Raw genomic sequence first — 20,103 nt, 5'->3', positions numbered from 1 at the left:
CCTTCATTCGCCGACGCCCATCAAGTATTGGGTTTGCCCGATGCTTGACCGGACAATGCTTGGGCTCTCCCGACCCCCGATTGGATCGGGAGAATGACCCTTGTCACGTGCTACTTGCGGATGTCGTAGCAGAAGAGATGCTCCTGGTCACGCAGATAGAGCTTGCCGTCGGCGATGACCGGATGGGTCCAGATCCGGCCCTTCTTGCGATCGAACGAGGTCTTGATCGGGATCTCGAAGTTGCCGCGTGGCTTCCAGCCTTCGGGACTCGCCTCGACGAGGAAGCACTTCCCCTCTTCCTGCCCGTAGCAGTAGAGGTTGCCGTCGGCGTAAGCGATCGAGCCCTTGGAGAGGGCGTTGCGTTCGCGCCAGACGAGTTCGCCGGTCAAGAAGTCCTGGCAGATCCAGCCGACCTTGTCGGAGTGGCCGTAGATGTGGCCTTGCCAGAGGACGACGCCGCCGTGGTGGTTCTTCATGACCTTGTTGAAGTAGACTTCCTCGTCCTCGACGGTCGATCCCTTGGGCACGACCTTGACCAAACCGCTGCCGGTGCCGTAGCCGGACGTGGAATAGACGTAGTTATCGTGGAAAACCGGGGTGGGGATAACGGCGACGGAGTTTGCGGTTTTTTCAAAGTTCCACAAGTATTTTCCGTCCTCGAGATTGATCGCGACCAAGCCTTCCTTGCTCATGGTGAGCCCCATCGTCACCTTGCCCACCGTCGCCTTGATGATCGACGAATATTGGGCGCCGGTATCGAACCCGGTGCTCTTCCAGATCGTCTCGCCACTCTTCTTGTCGAGGGCGACCATGAAGTTGGTGCCACCCGGTGTGCAGTAGATTACGTCGCCATCGACGAGGGGAGACTCGGAATAGCCCCACTTGGGGATGCTGCCACCGAAGTCCTCGACGAGGCTCTTCGTCCAAACGACTTTCCCATCGACGGCCGAGAGGCAGTTCAGATTTCCCTCGCCGGAGAGAGCGTAGACCTTGTCGCCATCGATGGTCGGCGTGCTTCGCGGTCCGTCGCCCCATCCATTGACGTAAATCTCTCCGATGGGGGTCGTCCACAGGATCTTGTTGCTCTTGATGTCGAGACCCATGCAGGCCGTTTTGTCGTCGGCGGTGCCGAGAATGAAGAGTCGATCATCGCGCACGGAAGGGCCGGAATAGCCCATTCCCAGGCCAGAATTGCTCCAAACGAGCTTTGGGCCGCCCTCGGGCCACTCGCTGAGCAGGTCGGTTTCGAGAGAGATTCCGTCGCGGTTGATGCCGCGCCACTGGGGCCACGCGTCTTGGTCGGCGGCTTGGGACGTCGGCTTGAGGGAGACGCTGCGCGTGGGGGAGTTCGGTCGCCGGGGCTCGTCTCCCGTCGCCGCGGTGGCGACCAGAAGGAGCATCAAGGTGGTGAGTCGGAATGCGGCCATGGGGTGTGTTCCTCGTGGTTGGCTGATCACCTCGCGTCATCACGTTCGCGCCGATGGCGGTTCGCGATGGACGTCGCTGGGGTCAGTATGGTGGCGTGCCTGGCGCACGGCAAGCGAAAGGGCCGCCTTTCGCGGGTGTCGGGAACGGGGTGACTCGGGGCAACGACGCCGGAGGTGGGCCTTCGTTCCCACACGGCGCGGCGCCATCCCTCGCGACTGTCATTGTTATGTCAGTATGCGGGGACGGAGGGGGCGAGAGGGTGCGCGCGGCGCGGGCCGGAGGGCCGATCGACCAGTGTTTTCCCGAGAAAAAGTCGAAAACTTCCCATTGATTCCCGTTTCGAAGCTTTCTAACATCTAGCCGCTAACGCGTTGGGACAACAAAACAACTTAGATGGAGAATGTAAGGCCCATGGCCAAGACAGCGGCAGCACCTCCCAAGCCAGCCACCAAGTCGCAGATCATCACGGAGCTGGCGGAGAAGACGGGCTTGACCAAGAAGGACGTCCAAGCCGTCTTCGACGAGATGGGCACCATGATCGGCAAGCACCTCAGCAAGCGTGGACCAGGCGTCTTCAGCGTCCCTGGACTCGTCAAGCTCAAGGTTCAGCGCAAGCCCGCCACCAAGGCGCGCCCCGGGAAGAACCCCTTCACCGGCGAAGACATCATGATCAAGGCCAAGCCGGCCCGCAACGTCGTCAAGGCGCTGCCCCTCAAAGCCCTGAAAGACATGGTCTAACAGGTTCCGCTTACGGAGTTCCCCACTCCCTGAGGTGATCTTCCATCCAGCGTTGAGGGGACGTCGACGTCCCCTCGCTCGCTTCTTCACGCGAGACCTCCACCGGGTTCGCCAGGTCTCGATCCCACTGAGCCACGGTCCCGGTCCCTTCCTTGCGACGTCGGCTCTCGACGTTCTCCCCTTCTTCGGCGCCTCCCGCCACCTTCAGCGATCGTCACTCGGCGTGCTTCCCCTTCGGTGGGCGGATTCGCTCCCCAATGCGTTACCTGCTTGATCGCATTGCGGTCGCCTCTTACCATGGTGCGAGCGTGGCGCTGGGCCATGGTCGGAACATCCCTGCTGAAGGAGTTCTGGGTTCCTCTCCCCGATCGCCAAGGGAGTGTGGCGATCGCGAGACTCCGATGAATGAGAGCCTCGACGATCGCGCATCGTTGGAACCCGACGATCGGCAGTCGTCGCCGCCTGTCCGAAACCACGTGCCCGCCCTGGTCGGTCCCTTGGGCGGATTGGAGTTGGACCCGCCCATCACGACCGATGCACTTACCCACCTTACGAGGAGAATTCTCATCGTGGATCATCGAAACCTCCTGAGCCGTTCGCTCAGGCTTCCGGCGTTCGCGGCAGCCCTGGTGCTGTTGCTCTCGCCCGCGGCTCGTGCCGATCACGAGGTCGTCGTCACCAACGGGGAGCACGAACTGCTCGATGCGCCGGTAACGGCGGTGCTTCCCAAGGGTCTGGCAGGAAAGTCGGTTCGGCTTGTCGCCGATGACGGTAAACCAGTGGTCTCGCAGAGCGACAAAAAGGAGGGCAAGCCGGCTCTCACCTGGATCATTCCCAAGATCGCTCCCAAGCAGACCCTTCGCTACAAACTCGTCCCGGGCGAGGCCGCGACCGCTCCCGCCGGGGAAGGGGTCGAGATCAAGGAGACTGGCGAGGGCGTCGAGATCACGATCAACGGCAAGCTCTTCACGGTTTATCGCACGAAGAAGGGCGTCGCCAACAAACCCTACTGGTGGCCGATCATCGGTCCGACCGGCAAACCCGTCACGCGGGCCTACCCGATGGTGGAGGGGGCCGCCAACGAACGCGACGACCATCATCACCACCGCTCGCTCTGGTTCACGCACGAGGACGTCAGTGGGGAGAACTATTGGCATGAAGTCGACAAAGCGGCTTCGACGGTGCACCAGGAGATCGTCGATATCCAGAACGGCCCCGTCTTCGGGGAGTTCACGGCCCGGACCGATTGGATCGATACCAAGGGCAACAAGACGGCCGACGACATCCGGACCATGCGAGTCTACAACGTGCCCGACGCCCGTCTCATGGACGTCATGGTCACCGTCAACGCATCCCAAAAGGAACTGGTTTGGGGCGATCGCAAGGACGGCATGTTCGGCGTTCGCGTCGCCGGGACGATGAAGGTTGATGCGAAGAAGGGTGGCACGATCCGCAACGCCAACGGCGTCGAGAACAAGGAAGCCTGGGGTAAGCGAGCCCCGTGGTGCGACTACTTCGGTCCCCTCGAGGGGGAGACGGTCGGCATCGCCATTTTCGACAAGCCGACGAACCTTCGCCATCCGACCTACTGGCACGTCCGCACGTATGGCTTGTTCACCGCCAACCCATTCGGCATCGGTTATTTCAAGGGCGATCGCAAGAAGTACGACGGCACCTACGTCGTCCCCAAGGGGGATCAGCTTCGCTTCGACTACCGCATCTATATCCACAAGGGTGATACCGAGCAGGCTCATGTCGGCGATGTCTACGCCGCGTACGCCGACCCGCCCGAGGTGGTGGTCAAGTAGGCGGCTCGCCGCCACTCGCTTCCCTGGGTTCGTCGCCATGGCGGATCCGGGGCGTGTCTTCATCTCTTTGAACGCGTTCACGTTCTCTCATCAGCATCGCCAAGAAACGCAAAACGCCGACCCTCCCCCGTGGGGCGAGTCGGCGTTGTCGCATCAGCGATGGTGTCAACGGAAGCTCAGAAGCCGTCGATGACCTGGTTGTCGCGAACGTGAGCCAGTCGCTCGAAGGTGCTGTCGACCGTCTCAAGCGAGTTCGAATCGGTCGTGGCCGCGGGAGCGCGAGTCTGAACGTGGTCGATCGTCTCGCCGATGAACTTCACTGCTCCGTCACCCATGAGGAAGTTTGCGCCGCCTGGGTGCTGGCTGCTGAATCCCATCCGGGCGCTGTTGTAGTCGTTGGCGTCGGTCAGGTCATTGATCGGCCAACCGGTCGTGCCGAGGACCGCACACAGTCCGCTGCCGCGCGACGAGGGGCTCGAGAGGGTAGATCCGGTGAAGCCGAAGACGTTGCCGGCGTAGAGGTTGTTACCTTGAATTCGCCAGGTGCGCTCCCCAATGAGGAAGGTCTTCGTCGTTCCGTCCAAGAGATCATCCAACCCCAGGGGTCGCGCTGTCGCGGTGCCGCCACCACCAAGGCTGAAGACCGGTCCCAGCACCCCGGTCCAGTCGTTGGCGGTGTAGGCATGAGAGGTGCTGCCGACGTAGTTCGAGAGAGCGAGGCTCTCGCCCCCAACTTGATACTGGCTGTTGACGACGTCGCCATTGTCCGAAGGGCAGCGGAAGGCCGCGACGCGCTGCTGCATCTCGGGGAGGACTTCCGCGGCACCCGTCGCGGAGACCGCCTGGCCGAGCGAACGCCCACCAACGTTGAGCCGGTCATAGAGGGCCGACTTGTCGAGGTGGGGCAACAGGTGGGCACCCCAGCTCCAGTAAGTCGAGTCGGCCGCTCCACCGTCGACGGCTCCGACGCCATAGGGGAAGACGCTGTGGCCGTCGAGGTAGTTGTGCATCGCTTCGCCGAATTGGCGGAGATTCGATTGGCACTGCATCCGTCGGGCCGCTTCGCGCGCCTGCTGAATGGCCGGCAAGAGAAGGGCGACCAAGACACCGATGATGGCGATGACCACCAAGAGTTCGATGAGGGTGAACGCCCCGCGTTTGTTTCTCAGCATCCTATTGCTTCCTCAAGCTGCTTTGGTCGACTTCTTCGGCCTAGACGACAGACGAGGCCATCCACGGCATGCTTGACCGGAACATGCCGCTCTCTATTTCCGACGCACCAGACTCTTCGAAGCATGGTCGTCACTAGGAGACACGTAACAATGACACTTGTATGAGTGCGTGCCCTTACGACTCGCGACGGGCATTACATGATGGAGTGTTTGTGGATCCTCTTAGGAGGTAGGATCGCCATCGAGTGACGACTTGCCTCAAAACGGCAACGGACGGCCACGCATGTTGCACTGTGCGACCGTAGTGACTTCAACCTTAGAACCCGCTCGCGCTCAGAAAGTTCCGTCCGTGTTCGCAATTTCTTTGGAATGCGATCATGAGCGTTAGCAAGGAGTTCGATCTTCAAGGAATTGTACCGCGACGAACACCCGTTTTCGTGAATTTTCTCACGCATTCGCGTTGTCGTTGATTTCGTGGTCTTCCTGGCGTCACTCCTTTCGCCACAAGACTCGGTCAATCCGTTCCTCCATTCGGATAAGGTTCTCGATTCCCTCAAAGCAGTCCTTAGATAGGCGTCTTGGTATAGTGAGTGGGTGTTTGCGTGCATTGGCCGGTTGGCCTTAAGGCTCTACCAGCGACATCGTCCCCTGCGAACCAATACGGTTGTTCGGCTTAGAAATCGCCTAGGATCTGTCCGTCATTGATAGAGAAGAGACGCTCATAGGTGCTGTCGACCGGCAAGACGTCGTTGCCACCACCGCCTCCCGTCGATGCGCCCACGTGATCAATCGACTCGTTGACGAATCGCACCGAACCGTCGACCATCAGGAACTGGGCACCGCCGGGGTGATTACTGCTGAACCCCTTGACCGCGTCGACACCCGGCCAATTGATCGGCCAGGTTCCGCCAGCGAGGACGCCGGCGATTCCACGATCGCGATTGTCCTCGGCGTGGCCATTGATGCCAAAGATGTTGCCTGCCTTACGGCTGATGTTCCCGATCTGCCAGGCTCGCTCGCCGATCGCGAACGTCTTACTCGTTCCATCGGTGACGTCGGCCAAACGCACCGTTTGACCTGACCCCAGATAGGGGGTGCCGAGGAACCCGTTCCGGATGTAGCGAAGGCGGGCGTGATTCGAGGCGCCGATGTAGTTTGACGTCGCCAGCGCCTCGCAACCGCTCGTACAGTTGGTGTTTCCTCCGCTGCCGCGAGGGATTTGAAAACCGGTATTTGTCGCGGGACCATTGTCGGTCGGGCAACGAAAGACGCTGATCTTGCGCTGCATCAGGGGAAGCCGTGCCGGGTCGTCGATGACCGCGTCGAGAGCTTCATTGCCGACGTTTAGCTGTTCCCAGAGGGCTTGCTTGTCGAGGTAGGGCAAGAGCATGGCGCCCCAAGCCCAGTTGGCGTTGCTCGTCGCACCGGGATTGTTGTGCCGTCGACCGTGGCCATAGGGGAAGGTGTTGTGGCTATCGTGGTAGTTGTGAAGAGCGGCGCCCAACTGCTTCAGGTGATTCTGGCACTGGGACCGACGTGCCGCTTCGCGAGCTTGCTGGACGGCCGGGAGAAGCAACGCGACAAGGATTCCGATGATGGCGATCACGACCAAGAGCTCAACGAGCGTGAAGGCGCGTCCGGTTGCCCGACGATTCATGGTTGTTTCCCCTTTGTCGTCTCACCAGCGGACTTGCCGCCGCCTCTGACCGGCCAATGTCTCGGTGATCGACGGTTGCCCCAAGATGAGGTGCGGCCCCTCGAGAACCAGTGGCTGATGCGAGATCGTCACCGTAGCCGCTCTAGAAAGCGACGGGCACGACCGGTTCGCATCGTCTCACCGGTAGTGAGTCCGGAGGGCCTAGCCTTGTTTCACTGTGTCTCGTGCCGAGAAGTCCCGGCGTCGTTGAATTCCCCAATCGAGACCATCCGCAAGACAATGCCGATAGAAGCCGGCGGTTGAATTGACTCGTTCGAGACAGCGTTTGTCTTGCTTCCGCGGTTCCTTGGGAAAGGATGTTAACAGTGGAATCAGGGAGGTGCAAGCAGTTTGGAACAAGTTGCTGCATTTAGTGAGAGTGTAATGCCGCTTTTCTGAGCCGGGACCACCGTGAGTGGAAATCATTCGAAACGGTAACAAAGGAAGGTCGGCTCGGCCGATCACTTACCCGACGCATGGTCGGCCGTTGAGAAGGGAGGAGTGGCATAGCCGTTTGAGCGTCATGGAAACAGACGTGGTCTCGGACTGGGGCACTCCAAGTGGTGTTCGGAGTTCCGTCGACCAAGAGCAAGAGAGGAGCATGTTCGCGGAGGAGGGGGCGATTGGTCGTCTCACGTAGAGACTGGATGTTGCAATCTAGATGTCGAGTTCGTCGGCGAGCCCCGAGTGATCCATGATGAAGCCGTAGCGAAGGGAAGGATCCTTGCCCAGCAATGTGACGAACGTCGCATCGGCTTCGACCTCGGAATCGATTTTCACCTCGAGCAGCGTCCGGGTTTCGGGCTTGAGGGTCGTTTCCGAGAGCGTGCGCGCTGGCATTTCCCCGAGGCCCTTGAAGCGAGTGATCTCCGGGCGGGCATTCTTCGGGAGCGACGCGAGGATCTCCTCGCGATGGACATCGTCGTGGGCCCAGTGGGTTTGATCCTTGCCGACCTTGATCTTGTAGAGCGGCGGTTTGGCGATGAAGAGTCGCCGTTGACGAATCAATTCCGGCATATGCCTGAAAAAGAAGGTGAGCAAGAGGGTGGAGATGTGATGCCCGTCGTAGTCGGCATCCATCAACAGGATGATCTTGCCGTAGCGCAGGGTACTGATGTTGAAATTGTCGCCGATGCCGGTGCCGAGGGCCTGGACGATGTCGGCCAGTTCCGCGTGCTTGAGCGCTCGAGCATGGGTCACCCCCTCGCTGTTGAGGATCTTGCCTCGTAGCGGCAAGACGGCCTGGAAGCGGGCGCTTCGTCCCTGTTTCGCCGAGCCGCCGGCCGAGTCCCCTTCGACGATGAAGAGCTCGGACTCCTCCGGCTTGGTCGAGCTGGTACAGTCCGCGAGCTTGCCAGGAAGGTTGACGCGTCGGGTGCCGTGCCCCTTTCGTTTGACCTCCTTGGCGGCATCGCGTGACGCTTGGCGGGCCCGGGCGGCCATGATGATTCGGCCGATGATCCGATCGGCGAGCGACGGATTGTTGTTGAGCCAGTCCTCGAGGGCCGGACGCACGACGCCGTCGACGTTGGCGTTGAGCTCGGGGTTGTTGAGTCGCTCCTTAGTCTGTCCTTGAAACTGCGGTTCGCGGACGAAGACCGAGAGAACGCCGACGACTCCCTCGCGAATGTCGTCGGGCGTGATGGACACTCCCTTGAGTGGGACTTTGTGAGTCTCGAGATAGCCGCGCACCGCCTTGACGACGGCCGAGCGCATTCCCGATTCGTGAGTGCCGCCCGATGCCGTCCGGATGCCGTTGACGTAAGAGCGGATCGATTCCTCGGTCGACTCGGTCCACTGGAACGCGGCCTCGATCCGTTCGCCCTCGCTTCGGATCGCGTGAATGACGACGTCGGCGAGCGGTTTCTTGTTCCCCTCGCCCACGAGCTTGGTGACGTAGTCGACGATGCCTCCAGGATTGGAGAGGGTGTGACGCTCCCCCTTGGTTTCGTCGACAAAGGTGATCTTCAAGCCGCCGTGGATGAAGGAGATGTCCTCGAGGTGTAGCTTGATCGTTTCCGCGACGAACTGGGTGCGTGGGAAGATCTTCTCGTCGGGGCGAAAGAAGATCGTCGTGCCCGTGCCGCGAACCGCGCCCCCCTTGGTCATGCCGTTGACGGGAATACCGCGGCGGAACTCCTGACGGTACTCGCGTCCCCCACGTTTGACGGTGGCGACCATCTCCTTGGAGAGGGCGTTGACGACCGAGGCACCGACGCCGTGCAGTCCGCCGGAGTGCGTGTAGTTGGCATCGGAGAATTTGCCGCCAGCATGAAGCGTGGTGAGGATCAGTTCGAGGGCCGACTTCTTGAACTTCGGATGTTTGTCGATGGGGATGCCGCGGCCGTTGTCGCCAATGCTGACCGATCGACCGTCCTTGTGGAGCGTGACGGTGAGGGTGTCGGCATGGCCGTTGAGGTATTCGTCGACCGCGTTATCGACGATTTCCCAGAGCAAATGGTGCAGTCCCCGGGAGTCGACGCCGCCGATGTACATGGCGGGTCGTTTCCGGACCGGTTCGAGTCCTTCGAGGACTTCGATGTTCTGTGCGGTGTAACCACTCATCCTTGCCGTCGTCGCCTCATGCCTCAACAGTCTTATTCGAGAAGCCACCAGCGTATCTTGCCGCCAGCACTTTGCAAGTCGAGCCCGCTTTCCTGGTGCGGTGCGGCGTGTCCACCGCTTCTGGGAGTGCGTCTCTTCATGAGGGGGTAGCCCCGGTTGCCGTGCTACTGGGGCGGCGCAGCCGCGAGAATTCCTGGGCGGAGGTGGAATCTCGGACGGGGACGCGCGAGCGGCCGTTTCTTTCGAGACTTCCTGAAGCTACGCGTTACCCATTCGCTCACCGGTCATCGGGATTCTCTCCGGATCGCTCGCTTTTGGTGTCCGTGCCCCAAGGACGCGAGCCGCTTCACCTTGAGTCGATCGAGGCTAGCCACTAAGCTTCTTTAGTGAGAGAGTTTAGCCGAGCGAGGAGGTTCGATGCCGAAGGCAGGGCGAAAGACATTCGAGTTTGTGGAGCCAATCGGCATGCGGGTGCTCGTCCGAAAGGACGAACCCAAACGCGAGACCAAGGGAGGGATCGCTCTTCCCGATCAAGCCGAGATTCCGACGATCACCGGCCGAATCGTGGCGATTTCCGCACAAATCGAGAACGACGAGGATATTCCCCTCAGGCAGTACGACAAGATCCTGTTTCACCCCAAGAATGCCATTCCGGTTGACTTCGAACAGGACAACCAACTCTTTGTCATTCCGGTCGAAGATGTCGTGGCGGTCTTCCGACGGGAGAAATCCGAACCTACCGAGGACTAGGCTTCGTCTCAAAAGTTGATCGTCGGCCCGAGGCACAGCGAGTTGGTGGGGGACGAGGAGGTCGAAACAGGCGAATCCGTTGGATTCGTCGATGCAGACCGACAAAGTCCAGCGGCAACGTAGCCAGCCGAAGCCAGAGCCGACTTTTGAGACGGAGCCTAGCAGCCTTGGCCCTCACAATCATTGGGGCCCACTGGCTGCTGGTCAGCCAGTGACGACTGGCCAAGTTTCCACCAACGGGCGCTTCGAACGGTAGGACTAGCGACGTAGCTCGAGAGTGGCTTCCGGTTCCGATCGATTCTCATCCCAAGCCGCGAAGAACTCGGCCATTTTCCACGAGACATCGGGGAAATGCCACGCGATCGTGTAGTGCCCACACGGATACCAAACGATTGGCGGCTTGCCGGCACGCTCCCAAAGCTTGATGCCGCACTTGGTCGGCACACTCTCGTCCTTGCTCGCGTTGAGCATCAACACCTTGCGACCCCGAAGCCGTGATGCGTAGGTCAGCGGATCGTAGGGGGCCATCACCTCGTTGAAGGATTCGCGCGTTCCTCCTCGTCCCTGCCAGATCTTCGAGAACTCCCGCGCCTCGCGTTCCTGGGACTCGTAGAGCAGGTCACCAAAGTCACCTCCCGCGAGAATCAGGCACGAACGGTCGATTCGTGGTTCCAGCGATGCGGTCAGGGCCCCGGCGATGCCTCCCAAGCTCACGCCCGTGATGCCGATGCGGCCATCCATGCTCGGCATCGTCTCGATGAGATCGCACGCCCGGCGCAAGTCGAGCACCGTCTGCCGCATCGCCCGGAGCCCTCGGTCGAGATCCTTCGACACCATTCGCACACGGCCGGTCTTGGGACGGCGTTCGCCGTAGTACGGCATCTTCACGAACATCGACGCGACGCCGCAGCGGCCAAGGATCCGGCAAAGGAATCGCGAGAGTTCAAAGTCCCCGCCGGTGATGTGAAGCACGATCACGCAAGGGAAGGGGCCGGGGCCATAGGGGCGAAAGAGCTCTCCATGAACGGTGTTGTTCTCCGGATGCTGTGTCGTGACCGGCGACGGGAATCGGACCTTCGAACGGAGGATGCCGCTCTCGACGCCGTCGGTTTCAATCTCGTAGGTGAAGTCGTCCCGAGCCAACTGGTAGAGATCCGGTTGATCGTCCGGTTCATCGCGGTCGGGGGTGACGGTTCCCTTTTGGAGGGGCTCGAGATCGTCTTCGCCGAGCCGTGCTTCTCGCCCGGCGAGAAGTTGCTGCAAGTCCCAGCCTTTGGCCGCGAGCCCCTTTCCGCCGATCCACCAACGTTGGGAACTTGGCTGAAAGACGACGGTTCGCGGTTCGCCGCTTTCGAGTGCCTGACGCAGCGAGATCGCTGATTTCGAAACGGGTTTGTTGCTCTCTCTCTCGTCGTTGGGGCGCGCAGGGATCTCACGCTTTTCGGGGGCTTTGCCATCGATGATGTGGAAGCGAACGCCGTCGGGAACGTTCCCTTCCAGGAGGGTTGCCGCTTGGTCGAGGCTTTGGGACTGGCGAAGTGTTTCGCGGAGAAGGAGTCCCGCTTGCACGGAGAATCGCTCTGATTGCATGGCTGGCCCATCGCTCCCCAAGGAGATGGCGATTCCCATGTCGTTCATCCCCGCCTGTCCGAAAACCGATCCGGGAGAGGTGAGCAGAACGTAGGGACGCCCTTCCTTCGGTCGATAGACGACGAAGGGGAGGGCACTGGCCGTTGGAAAGGTGTCGGGAACGACGAGGAGTGAACGTCGATCGGTGCAATCGGGGCCCACGTAGGAGGCGAGTGACTCGGCGTTCGGCAGGGAAAGGGGCTGCAGAAGCAGCAGTTTGTCCGTGGAAAGGTCGGTCCCTTCGGCGAGGCCGCGGAGTTCAGCAAGGAAATCCTTGGGCCACGCATCAGGATCGTTCGGTGCTCCCGAGGGAGCACCTCGTGTTGGAGAAGCGATCGCCCTTCGGATCGTCTCGCGTGAAGCTTGTCCCCGCCGCTTGGCGAACTCGCTGGGGGTTTCTGACTGCTGCACAATCGGTTCGGAAGAAGCCATGGCCACCGCAACACCGAGCGTGGTGAGCAGTAGCAGCGACGTGACGATTCGAAGCATGGACGCCATCCTTGCGTTGGAGAATCGTTGAGGCTTTACCCCGCTTCCGTAGGGTGGGTCTTGACCCACCACGTCTGCGAACCATCTTCCGCGTCAGGCAATAGCCTGACCTACGGTCTTGAGCTTCCCTCTCCCCGTGGGAGAGGGAGCCTCTTGTTCCCCTCTCCCACGGGGAGAGGGGTTAGGGGTGAGGGGGCTTTCTCCAGACAAATCGCCTTGTCCTTCCGGGCGTGTCGTCCCCTCACCCGACTCACTTCGTTCGCCGACCTCTCCCCTGGGGAGAGGTCGGCGAATACCTGACATTCAGGCGTCGTGCAACCACTACCCCCGCTTCAGGCCTCCGAAGTCGCGCAGCTCGTAGCCGATGCCGGTGTAGTCGAGAAGCCGACACAAGGCACGAAGGGCGACGCCCATCCCGTCGGGACCGCTGAAACCGCCGAACTGTCCACCCCCCTTGAGGTGGGGTTCCAAGTCGAGAAAGACGCCGGGGACGCCCATCGCGCTTAGCCGCGATGTCAGGCCCGGGATGTGATCCTTGAAGTCGCGGAAGATCATCTCGTGGCCACTGTCCCCCTCGTCGGCGGGAACGAAGTTCTTCAGGCGCTCCTCGTCGACGTGACCTTCCCAGGTCAGATCGGGGTCGATGCGATAATCCTTGACGTGCATCCAGCCCATGCCGTGACGCATCTTGAGGTACTCCTCGTAGCACGCGGCCGCGGGGAGATTCTGCGACGAGAGATTGCCGCCATCGAAGATGAGCGTCATCGCCGCGCTATTGACATTGTCGTAGAGACGCGCGAGATTGCCGCCGGTGTTACCGAGCAGGTTGGCTTCGATCTCCAAGCCGTAGATGACGCCATTCTCGTGGCACTTTTGGGCGATGGCGCCAAGCTGATCGATCGCCTGTTGGAAGTAGGGTTCGAACTCCTTGCCGCGAGGAGGGTAGAAGGAGAAGCCGCGAATGAGCTTGGTCTGAAATTTGTGCGCCAAGTCGATGGCGTGCTGGACGTCCTCCGCAAGGTACTTGTCGAAGGGGACGTAGACATTACTCGAGCCATCATCCTCGTCGACGAGTTTCACCTTGCCGATCGGCGACCCGATCGAGGTCACTTTCATGTCGTAGCGTTGGTGAAGATCGAGCAGTTTGTTGATCTCCGCGTCGGAGAGCTTCATCACGTTCTTGATGCCGCTGCCGACGTCGACAAAGCGAATGCTGTAGTATTCGAGTCCAAGGGCGGCGAAGACCGCCAGTTGTTCCACCGCGGTTTTCCCGATCGCGCACTCGTCCGCGAATCCGCTGAGAATGACCTTGGGCTTTTCCGACATAGGGGTGTTACCTCGTTCGTTCATCGAAAGTTTCGAGAAAGCCACAGGCTACAAAGTGTTTCGGAGATTTCAAAGAGCGTCCCTCGATCCGAGACTAGCGCGACCGCGTCCTCACACCGTTAGCGAGCCGTGATCTCGATCGAGTCGGAGGCCTCCATGTCGACCCACGAAAGGCCGTGCTCGCGAGAGAGGAGTAGGTGGCGCCGGGCCATGCCGGGATCCGATTCGGGGCAATCGGTGCGGAAGTGCGTCCCGCGCGATTCCGATCGTTCGGTCGCCGCGGCGATGATCAGGGACGCGACGACGAGCATGTTTTGGAGCTCCCACCCCTCCGCGTCGGGGAACTCCCGCGAGAGGACGTATTGGGACCAAAACTGCACGCTCTCGGCCGCGGTGGCGAGTTTGCTGGCGTCGCGTTCAATCCCCACCGAGCGAAACATCATGCTTTGCAAGGAGTTGCGGATATCGGCGACGTCGAGTTCCTGCTCGGCATGCTGGGCGACATCGTGCGACACCGCGAGCGGCCGATAGTCGTCGGCTTCGGCGAGGGCTCGTTCGCTGGCCCCGCTGCCGCAGCGCTCGCCGAAGACGAGGGCCTCGAGCAGACTGTTCGAGGCGAGTCGATTGGCTCCATGCAGGCCGGTGCACGCCACTTCACCACAGGCCCAAAGCCCCTCCAGCGAGGACTTCCCCTGCGCGTCCGTCGCGATTCCTCCCACCATGTAGTGGGCGCCCGGACGCACGGGGATCGGATCGCGCGCGAAGTCGAGACCACACTTGCGACATGCCTTGGTGATGCCGGGAAAGCGTTCGCGCACCTTGTCGGCATTGAGGTGGGACAGATCGAGGTAGACGCACGAGTGTTGCGTCCGCGACATCTGCGTCGCGATCGCCCGGGCGACGACGTCGCGCGGAGCCAGCTCCTTTTGTGGCGTGAACTCGGGCATGAAGCGATGGCCGTTGCAGTCCCGGAGGTAGGCTCCCTCGCCGCGAACCGCTTCGCTGACCAAGGATCGCGACGAGCCGGCGACATAGAGCACCGTCGGGTGGAACTGCACGAACTCCATGTCTCGCAGCGTGGCCCCCGCCCGGTAGGCCATCGCCATGCCGTCGCCAGTCGCGATCGAGGGATTGGTCGTTTCGCGGAAGAGCTGTCCCGAGCCACCCGCCGCGATGACCGTTTGCTTAGCCCAAATCGCTTGGATGGGACCCGACCGGGAATAGGTGAGCGCCCCCACGCAGCGCCCCTCGTTGGTCAGCAAGTCGACGATGAAGGTCTTCTCGTCGACGAGAATGTTGGGACGGCTGCGCACTTCCTCGAGAACAGCCCGCATCACTTCCTTGCCGGTCGCGTCCCCCAAGGCATGAACGACGCGGCTGGCACTGTGGCCCCCTTCGCGCGTCAGGGCCAGATCGCCGTTGGCCTCGTCGAACGCGGTTCCCCACTCGATGAGTTCGCGAACGCGGAGCGGTCCCTCTCGGACGACGAGTTGGGCGATCTTCGGGTCGCAGAGTCCCTTGCCCGCGTCGAGGGTGTCCTGGACGTGGGCGTCGAAGCTGTCTTCCGGATCCCAGACCGCGGCGATGCCTCCCTGGGCATAGTGGCTATTGCTCTTGCGCGCTTTGACCTTGGTGATGATCATGACGCTGCACGCCGGATCGACCGCGAGCGCGGCTCGCAAGCCCGCCAATCCGGAACCGACGATCAGGACGTCGGTGAATCGATGGATGATTCGCTTGGGATGAAAGGAGACAAGGTATCGGGGCGGGTCGCTGGCAAGCATTCCACTCTTCCACGATCTTACGGCTATGCGAGTCGCCCCTGAACCTCGTCGGACGTCCGCCCCACCATGTCTACGGGGGCAGACGGAAATGCCTATTCGGTCGCCGACTTCGGAGCCTGCTTGGGCGCCGAGGGCTTGTTCTTGCCCGCCGTGGCGAGACTGCGCGTGTAGGCCTCGAAGAGTTCCCGGTACTCCGGTGGCGGAGCGACCCGCTGCGCTTCGAGCAGTTTCCTTTCCCCATCGGTGAGGCCACTGCCCTGGCGACTGACGCTCTTGCGGAGGTTGGTGCCCTGGCCGAAGTCGTTTCGGTTCCTGATCGGTGCTTGGGCCGTCACTTCCTTCTGCTTGACGTTTTCGCGAAGGCGGTTGGCGAACTCCCGAAGTTCCTGCTCGGTCATCCCGGTCCTTTTGAGCAGTTCTGGGTCGACCTTTTTGTCCTTGAGGGCGTCCTCGAGCTTCTTGAGGACTAGATTCCCAGCCTTCTTGAGGTCGCGTTCATCGACGGCGTCGCCGGTGTTGTCGACGATCTCTCCCTCTCCTTGCACGTCGGTCCGTTCGCCCTTGGGGGCGTTCGTCGGAAGGCCTGACGGGCTCTTCTGCCCCGGTTGCTTGCCGTTCGCTCCGCCCATTTTCCCTTGCTGTCCTTGCTGTCCTTGCTGTCCTTGCTGTCCTTGCTGTCCTTGCTGTCCTTGCTGTCCTTGCTGTCCTTGCTGTCCTTGCTGTCCTTGCTGTCCTTGCTGTCCTTGCTGTCCTTGCTGTCCTTGCTGTCCTTGCTGCATCGCCTGCTGTTGACCTGGCTGTTGACCTGGCTGTTGACCTGGCTGTTGACCTGGCTGTTGACCTGGCTGTTGACCTGGCTGTTGACCTGGCTGTTGACCTGGCTGTTGACCTGGCTGTTGACCTGGCTGTTGACCTGGCTGTTGACCTGGCTGTTGACCTGGCTGTTGACCTGGCTGTTGACCTGGCTGTTGACCTGGCTGTTGACCTGGCTGTTGACCTGGCTGTTGACCTGGCTGTTGACCTGGCTGTTGACCTGGCTGTTGACCTGGCTGTTGACCTGGCTGTTGACCTGGCTGTTGACCTGGCTGTTGACCTGGCTGTTGACCTGGCTGTTGACCTGGCTGTTGACCTGGCTGTTGACCTGGCTGTTGACCTGGCTGTTGACCTGGCTGTTGACCTGGCTGTTGACCTGGCTGTTGACCTGGCTGTTGACCTGGCTGTTGACCTGGCTGTTGACCTGGCTGTTGACCTGGTTGTTGGCCTGGTTGTTGGCCTGGTTGTTGGCCTGGTTGTTGGCCTGGTTGTTGGCCTGGTTGTTGGCCTGGTTGTTGGCCTGGTTGTTGGCCTGGTTGTTGGCCTGGTTGTTGGCCTGGTTGTTGGCCTGGTTGATTCTGATCGGCGCGGGCCATCGCGGTGCCGTCTTCCGGATTTTGACCGTTCTCTTGCCCGGCGTTTGGCTGCTGGTTCGCTCCCTGTTGGTTGCCCGGTTGTTGTTCGCCTGTCGGACGCTGCTGGCCGCCTTGCTGCTGTTGGTTCGACGCGGTCATGGAGGAACCGGGACGCTCCTCCTGCCCGACGCCCTCTTGAGCCCCGCCGGAGTTGCGATTGTCGCCCTGTTCTTCGCTCGGGCTACCGCTGGCGCTTTGGCCGGCCGTCGAACTCTCTCCCTGGTTGGCCTTGCCGTCGGTGTTGCCTTGAGCGGTCGCGGCGGACTCGCCTTGTCCCTCCTTCTTGGAGCCGGCGGGATTGGCCTGGTCGCCAGGTTGCTGCTTCGACTCGGGCCGGGGCTGGTTGTCGTCGGCACGTCGGGTGGCATCGCCGTTGTTTTGCTCGGCGGCGTTTCCGGGTGTCGAGGCGTCGGGACGAGCCATGTTCGGGTCGTTGCCCTCTTGGCCGGCCCCCTGGTTGGCTCGCGCGAGTTGGTTGCCTTGTTCGTTCCCCTGTTGATCGGGAGAGGCGCCCGGTTGCCGAGCGGCTCCCTGATTCTCTCCTTGGTTCGGCTGACCGTCCGGACCCTCGGCGCCGCCGGTCATTTGGCGTTTCCCGTCAGCACCTTGTTGCTGGTTGCCTTGGTTCGACGCGAGTTGGTTCTCTTGGTTGCCGCCTGGTTCTCCGGTGCCGTTTTGGCCCTCTTGCCCAGGTTGCGCCATCCGCTCGTTCGCGCCGTCCTGTCCCTGCTCACGCTGTCCGGGTGCCTGGTTTTCGCCCTGTTTGGGCTGCTCGCCAGCACTGTTCTGGCCCTCTTGGCCGGGTTGGGCCATGCGCTCATTGGCACCATTCTGCCCCTGGTTGTTGCCGTTTTGGGGCTGATTGCCGGGCTGGTTGGCTCCCTCCTGGCCGGGTTGCTGTTGGCCCTTTTCGCCTTGCTGACCCGCTTGCTTCCCAGCCCCCTGATTGTTCATCCGTTGCTGGTTGGAACCTTGCTGACCCTGCTGTTGTCTTCCGTCTTGCCCTTGCTGTCGCTTGCCATTTTGCCCTTGCTGGGTCTGTTGTTGCTGCTCGTTGCCTTGCTGTCGTTGAGCATCTTGGCCCTGTTGGGGCTGCTGTCCGTTTTGCTTCTGTTGTTGGCTGGCGTCGGCCATCTGCTCTTGCTGGTCGCCCTCGCCGCGCTCGCGGTTGTTCAAGAGATCGTCGAGCCGTTCGAGGGTCTTCTGATCGTCCTGGCTGAGTTCGGGTTCGTTGGCGTTGTCACCGTTGTTGTTTTGGCCGGGCTGTTGCTGATTGGGATTGCCTTGTTGACCTTGCCGCGGTTGGCCGGGCTGTTGCATCGCCTGTTGGCCCTGGCCGCCGTTCTGCTGTTGCTCTTGGCCGGCCTGCCCATCTTGTTGCTGTTGTTGACCGTTGGCTTGTTGCTGTTGGCCGTTCGGTTGCTGTTGCTGCTCGCCGGCCTGCTGACGCTGGCCATCTCCCGGCTGGTTCTGTTGTTGGCCCTGGTTCGGTCGTTTCGCGAGCTCTTCTGGTTCGCGCGGCTCGACGATGACAAGCTTGCGGGCTTGGTCCTTGGTGTCGACTTGGTTGGAAGTGGGGCGCTTCCCGTCGCGCGCGACCGCCCAGTATTCGAGAACGTCGTTCGGTTTGAGATCGTGCTTCTTGAGGTCGAGCATGATGAGGAACTTGCGCGAGGTACCGAGCGGCTCAATGGTCCCATCCGCGGCAGGCTTGGGAAGAACCTCGTCCATGATGATTCGCTCTCGGCTGACGTCGCGAACGACGAACTGCACGCGGCTGAGCCCGAAATCGTCACTCGCCGAGAGTCGGAACAGGACCGGTTTGTCGGCGGGGACCGAGGTGACCAGATCCCGCGGCTCCTCGAAGGAGAGCGTGGGAGGAATGTCGGGGGTGACTTCGATCTTCTTGATGGGCCGGGTGAGCGGATGGCGCCCGTAGAGGTCGGCGAAGTCAATCGAGTAGGTGGCTTCATCGGTCAGCTTCAGCGTCGCCTTGAGGGCGTTGCGGGTTCCCTCGACCGGTTTCATCCGCAGACGCGTCCGTTCCTGGTTGATCGTCAGCAAGAGGCGGCCGGAGTCATCATCGACAGGCGTCGTCGTGATCGCGACGATGTCGACTTCCGTCCCTTCGACCTCCTTGATGTTGCCGTCGCCGAGTTGCTCGCGGGGCTGAAGGCCGGTGTAGGCCGGCGGGCGATAAGTGATGTTGTACGACTCGACCATCGGCGCCGTGACGATACTAACGTGGTAGATCGGGCTGCGGTAGTCGTTGGCTTCCAGGTAGTAGCTGAAGGATTGCTGCAGGTCGTGGCGTTTGAGCTGCCAACTCCCGTTCTCGTTGATCGGCGGTTCGAGTTCCCAGGGCTCCCAGTAGTCGGTCCCCTCGAGCTCCAAGTAGGCGACGACCCGTTCGGGCTGACGTCCTTGGGCGTAGGCGGTGATCGTCAACGCGCTGCCGGAGGGGATCTCCGCTTCGGGAGGATCTTGGGAAATCTCTAGCGTCGTCTCCGTGGGCGGAGCGATCTCGGCCATGGGAAAGAGAACTCGCTGGAACGACGGAATGGGATCCTTGGTGGTGAAGAAGGAGTAGAAGCAGAAGAGGACGATGACGCCGGCGAGGACGTAAAGGGCATAGAGCACCGGCCGCGCGTTGATCGCCTCGTGCAAGTCGATCCGCGAGAGATCCTTGGCCGCCCGCGTCTCGATCACCTTCATGATCGGTTCGGGGATGTCTTCGCCGCGAGCGTGCAGTTGCATCCAATTGGTGATGCTGTTCTTGGTGCGCGGTTCGGCTTTCTCCACTTCGTGGGCCGCATAGAGGGGATTGACGCGGCGCATCGCCGGATAGATCACCGCGTAGGAGACATACGCGATCGTGGCGACGACGAAGAGACCCAACAGGGAAAGTCGGAACGTCATCGAAAGGATGAAGATCTGGTCGAGAATCGCCACCAGCAGGACGTAGCTTATCGCGGCGACGGCGATAATCGTCGCTCCGATCACCACGTCGATCATCTTGATCCGACGCTTTGCGTTGGTCAGTTGGTGGGCGAGATAATCGCGATACTCGAGAACGTGCTGCGAGTCGGTACTCATGGAGTTCCTCGTTGTCGCATCCTGGCGGTGCCCAATGGGGACGCGGAAGTGTCCGACGAAGGCCTCGGGACGTGGCGCACCGACCCACCGCATTATAACGTGGGACGATCGTCGACGCATCCTCGGACGTAAATCCAGAGCAGAAGGGCGGATTGGTCTCCGGACTTCTCGCAA

At 61.3% G+C, this 20,103-nt stretch carries 11 protein-coding genes; 3 read left to right on the top strand and 8 right to left on the bottom strand.

Annotated elements, in window-relative coordinates; translation table 11 throughout:
* Positions 1-110 precede the first annotated feature (110 nt).
* Entirely contained in the window at positions 111-1,427 is a 1,317-nt protein-coding gene (locus Pan216_RS22055) for a PQQ-binding-like beta-propeller repeat protein (protein WP_145261440.1), read from the bottom strand.
* Between the two features lie 412 nt (positions 1,428-1,839).
* Between Pan216_RS22055 and Pan216_RS22050 the strand changes: the two genes are divergently transcribed.
* On the top strand, positions 1,840-2,166 hold the full coding sequence (locus Pan216_RS22050; protein WP_145261437.1) for an HU family DNA-binding protein: 327 nt from the start codon (positions 1,840-1,842) through the stop codon (positions 2,164-2,166).
* 569 nt (positions 2,167-2,735) lie between these two features.
* Positions 2,736-3,974: a DUF6807 domain-containing protein gene (locus tag Pan216_RS22045; protein WP_419192841.1), complete on the top strand. Its 1,239-nt coding sequence runs from the start codon at positions 2,736-2,738 to the stop codon at positions 3,972-3,974.
* A gap of 176 nt (positions 3,975-4,150) precedes the next feature.
* On the opposite strand, the gene Pan216_RS22040 is transcribed toward Pan216_RS22045, so the two are convergent.
* From Pan216_RS22040 to Pan216_RS22030, 3 genes are all read right to left on the bottom strand, one after another.
* The gene (locus Pan216_RS22040; protein WP_145264258.1) at positions 4,151-5,146 is read right to left on the bottom strand and encodes a DUF1559 family PulG-like putative transporter; all 996 of its coding nucleotides are present in this window, start codon (positions 5,144-5,146) and stop codon (positions 4,151-4,153) included.
* A gap of 673 nt (positions 5,147-5,819) precedes the next feature.
* Positions 5,820-6,803 carry a DUF1559 domain-containing protein gene (locus Pan216_RS22035; protein ID WP_145261433.1) on the bottom strand — a complete coding sequence of 328 codons (984 nt, stop codon included), beginning with the start codon at positions 6,801-6,803 and terminating at the stop codon, positions 5,820-5,822.
* 696 nt (positions 6,804-7,499) lie between these two features.
* Positions 7,500-9,407 (bottom strand): DNA gyrase/topoisomerase IV subunit B, encoded by a 1,908-nt coding sequence (locus Pan216_RS22030; RefSeq protein ID WP_145261431.1) that lies wholly within the window; start codon positions 9,405-9,407, stop codon positions 7,500-7,502.
* 417 nt (positions 9,408-9,824) lie between these two features.
* Here Pan216_RS22030 and Pan216_RS22025 point away from each other — a divergent pair, with 417 nt between their 5' ends.
* Complete coding sequence (locus tag Pan216_RS22025) at positions 9,825-10,157, top strand: co-chaperone GroES (protein ID WP_145261430.1); 333 nt, start codon at positions 9,825-9,827, stop codon at positions 10,155-10,157.
* Positions 10,158-10,415: 258 nt separating this feature from the next.
* Here Pan216_RS22025 and Pan216_RS22020 read toward each other — a convergent pair whose 3' ends face one another.
* The 4 genes from Pan216_RS22020 to Pan216_RS22005 form a co-directional block, all read right to left on the bottom strand.
* Positions 10,416-12,275 carry an alpha/beta hydrolase family protein gene (locus Pan216_RS22020; protein ID WP_419192840.1) on the bottom strand — a complete coding sequence of 620 codons (1,860 nt, stop codon included), beginning with the start codon at positions 12,273-12,275 and terminating at the stop codon, positions 10,416-10,418.
* A 321-nt stretch (positions 12,276-12,596) separates the two neighbouring features.
* Entirely contained in the window at positions 12,597-13,601 is a 1,005-nt protein-coding gene (locus Pan216_RS22015; protein WP_145261426.1) for a sugar phosphate isomerase/epimerase family protein, read from the bottom strand.
* A 119-nt stretch (positions 13,602-13,720) separates the two neighbouring features.
* The gene (nadB, locus tag Pan216_RS22010; RefSeq protein WP_145261424.1) at positions 13,721-15,385 is read right to left on the bottom strand and encodes an L-aspartate oxidase; all 1,665 of its coding nucleotides are present in this window, start codon (positions 15,383-15,385) and stop codon (positions 13,721-13,723) included.
* Positions 15,386-15,477: 92 nt separating this feature from the next.
* Positions 15,478-19,929 (bottom strand): DUF4175 family protein, encoded by a 4,452-nt coding sequence (locus tag Pan216_RS22005; RefSeq protein WP_145261423.1) that lies wholly within the window; start codon positions 19,927-19,929, stop codon positions 15,478-15,480.
* Positions 19,930-20,103 lie beyond the last annotated feature (174 nt).

Origin of the sequence: Kolteria novifilia (assembly GCA_007748055.1) — a bacterium.
GTDB lineage: Bacteria > Planctomycetota > Planctomycetia > Kolteriales > Kolteriaceae > Kolteria > Kolteria novifilia.
The sequence above is the reverse complement of the archived record's forward strand: the minus strand, read 5'-3'. Positions and strand labels throughout refer to the sequence as shown.

Bases quoted from the DNA above. Each gene is read 5' to 3' on its own strand.
- Pan216_RS22055 (WP_145261440.1), bottom strand. From the start codon at position 1,427: ATGGCCGCATTCCGACTCACCACCTTGATGCTCCTTCTGGTCGCCACC.
- Pan216_RS22040 (WP_145264258.1), bottom strand. From the start codon at position 5,146: ATGCTGAGAAACAAACGCGGGGCGTTCACCCTCATCGAACTCTTGGTG.
- Pan216_RS22030 (WP_145261431.1), bottom strand. From the start codon at position 9,407: ATGAGTGGTTACACCGCACAGAACATCGAAGTCCTCGAAGGACTCGAA.
- nadB (WP_145261424.1), bottom strand. From the start codon at position 15,385: ATGCTTGCCAGCGACCCGCCCCGATACCTTGTCTCCTTTCATCCCAAG.
- Pan216_RS22005 (WP_145261423.1), bottom strand. From the start codon at position 19,929: ATGAGTACCGACTCGCAGCACGTTCTCGAGTATCGCGATTATCTCGCC.
- Pan216_RS22015 (WP_145261426.1), bottom strand. From the start codon at position 13,601: ATGTCGGAAAAGCCCAAGGTCATTCTCAGCGGATTCGCGGACGAGTGC.
- Pan216_RS22050 (WP_145261437.1), top strand. From the start codon at position 1,840: ATGGCCAAGACAGCGGCAGCACCTCCCAAGCCAGCCACCAAGTCGCAG.
- Pan216_RS22025 (WP_145261430.1), top strand. From the start codon at position 9,825: ATGCCGAAGGCAGGGCGAAAGACATTCGAGTTTGTGGAGCCAATCGGC.
- Pan216_RS22020 (WP_419192840.1), bottom strand. From the start codon at position 12,275: ATGCTTCGAATCGTCACGTCGCTGCTACTGCTCACCACGCTCGGTGTT.
- Pan216_RS22035 (WP_145261433.1), bottom strand. From the start codon at position 6,803: ATGAATCGTCGGGCAACCGGACGCGCCTTCACGCTCGTTGAGCTCTTG.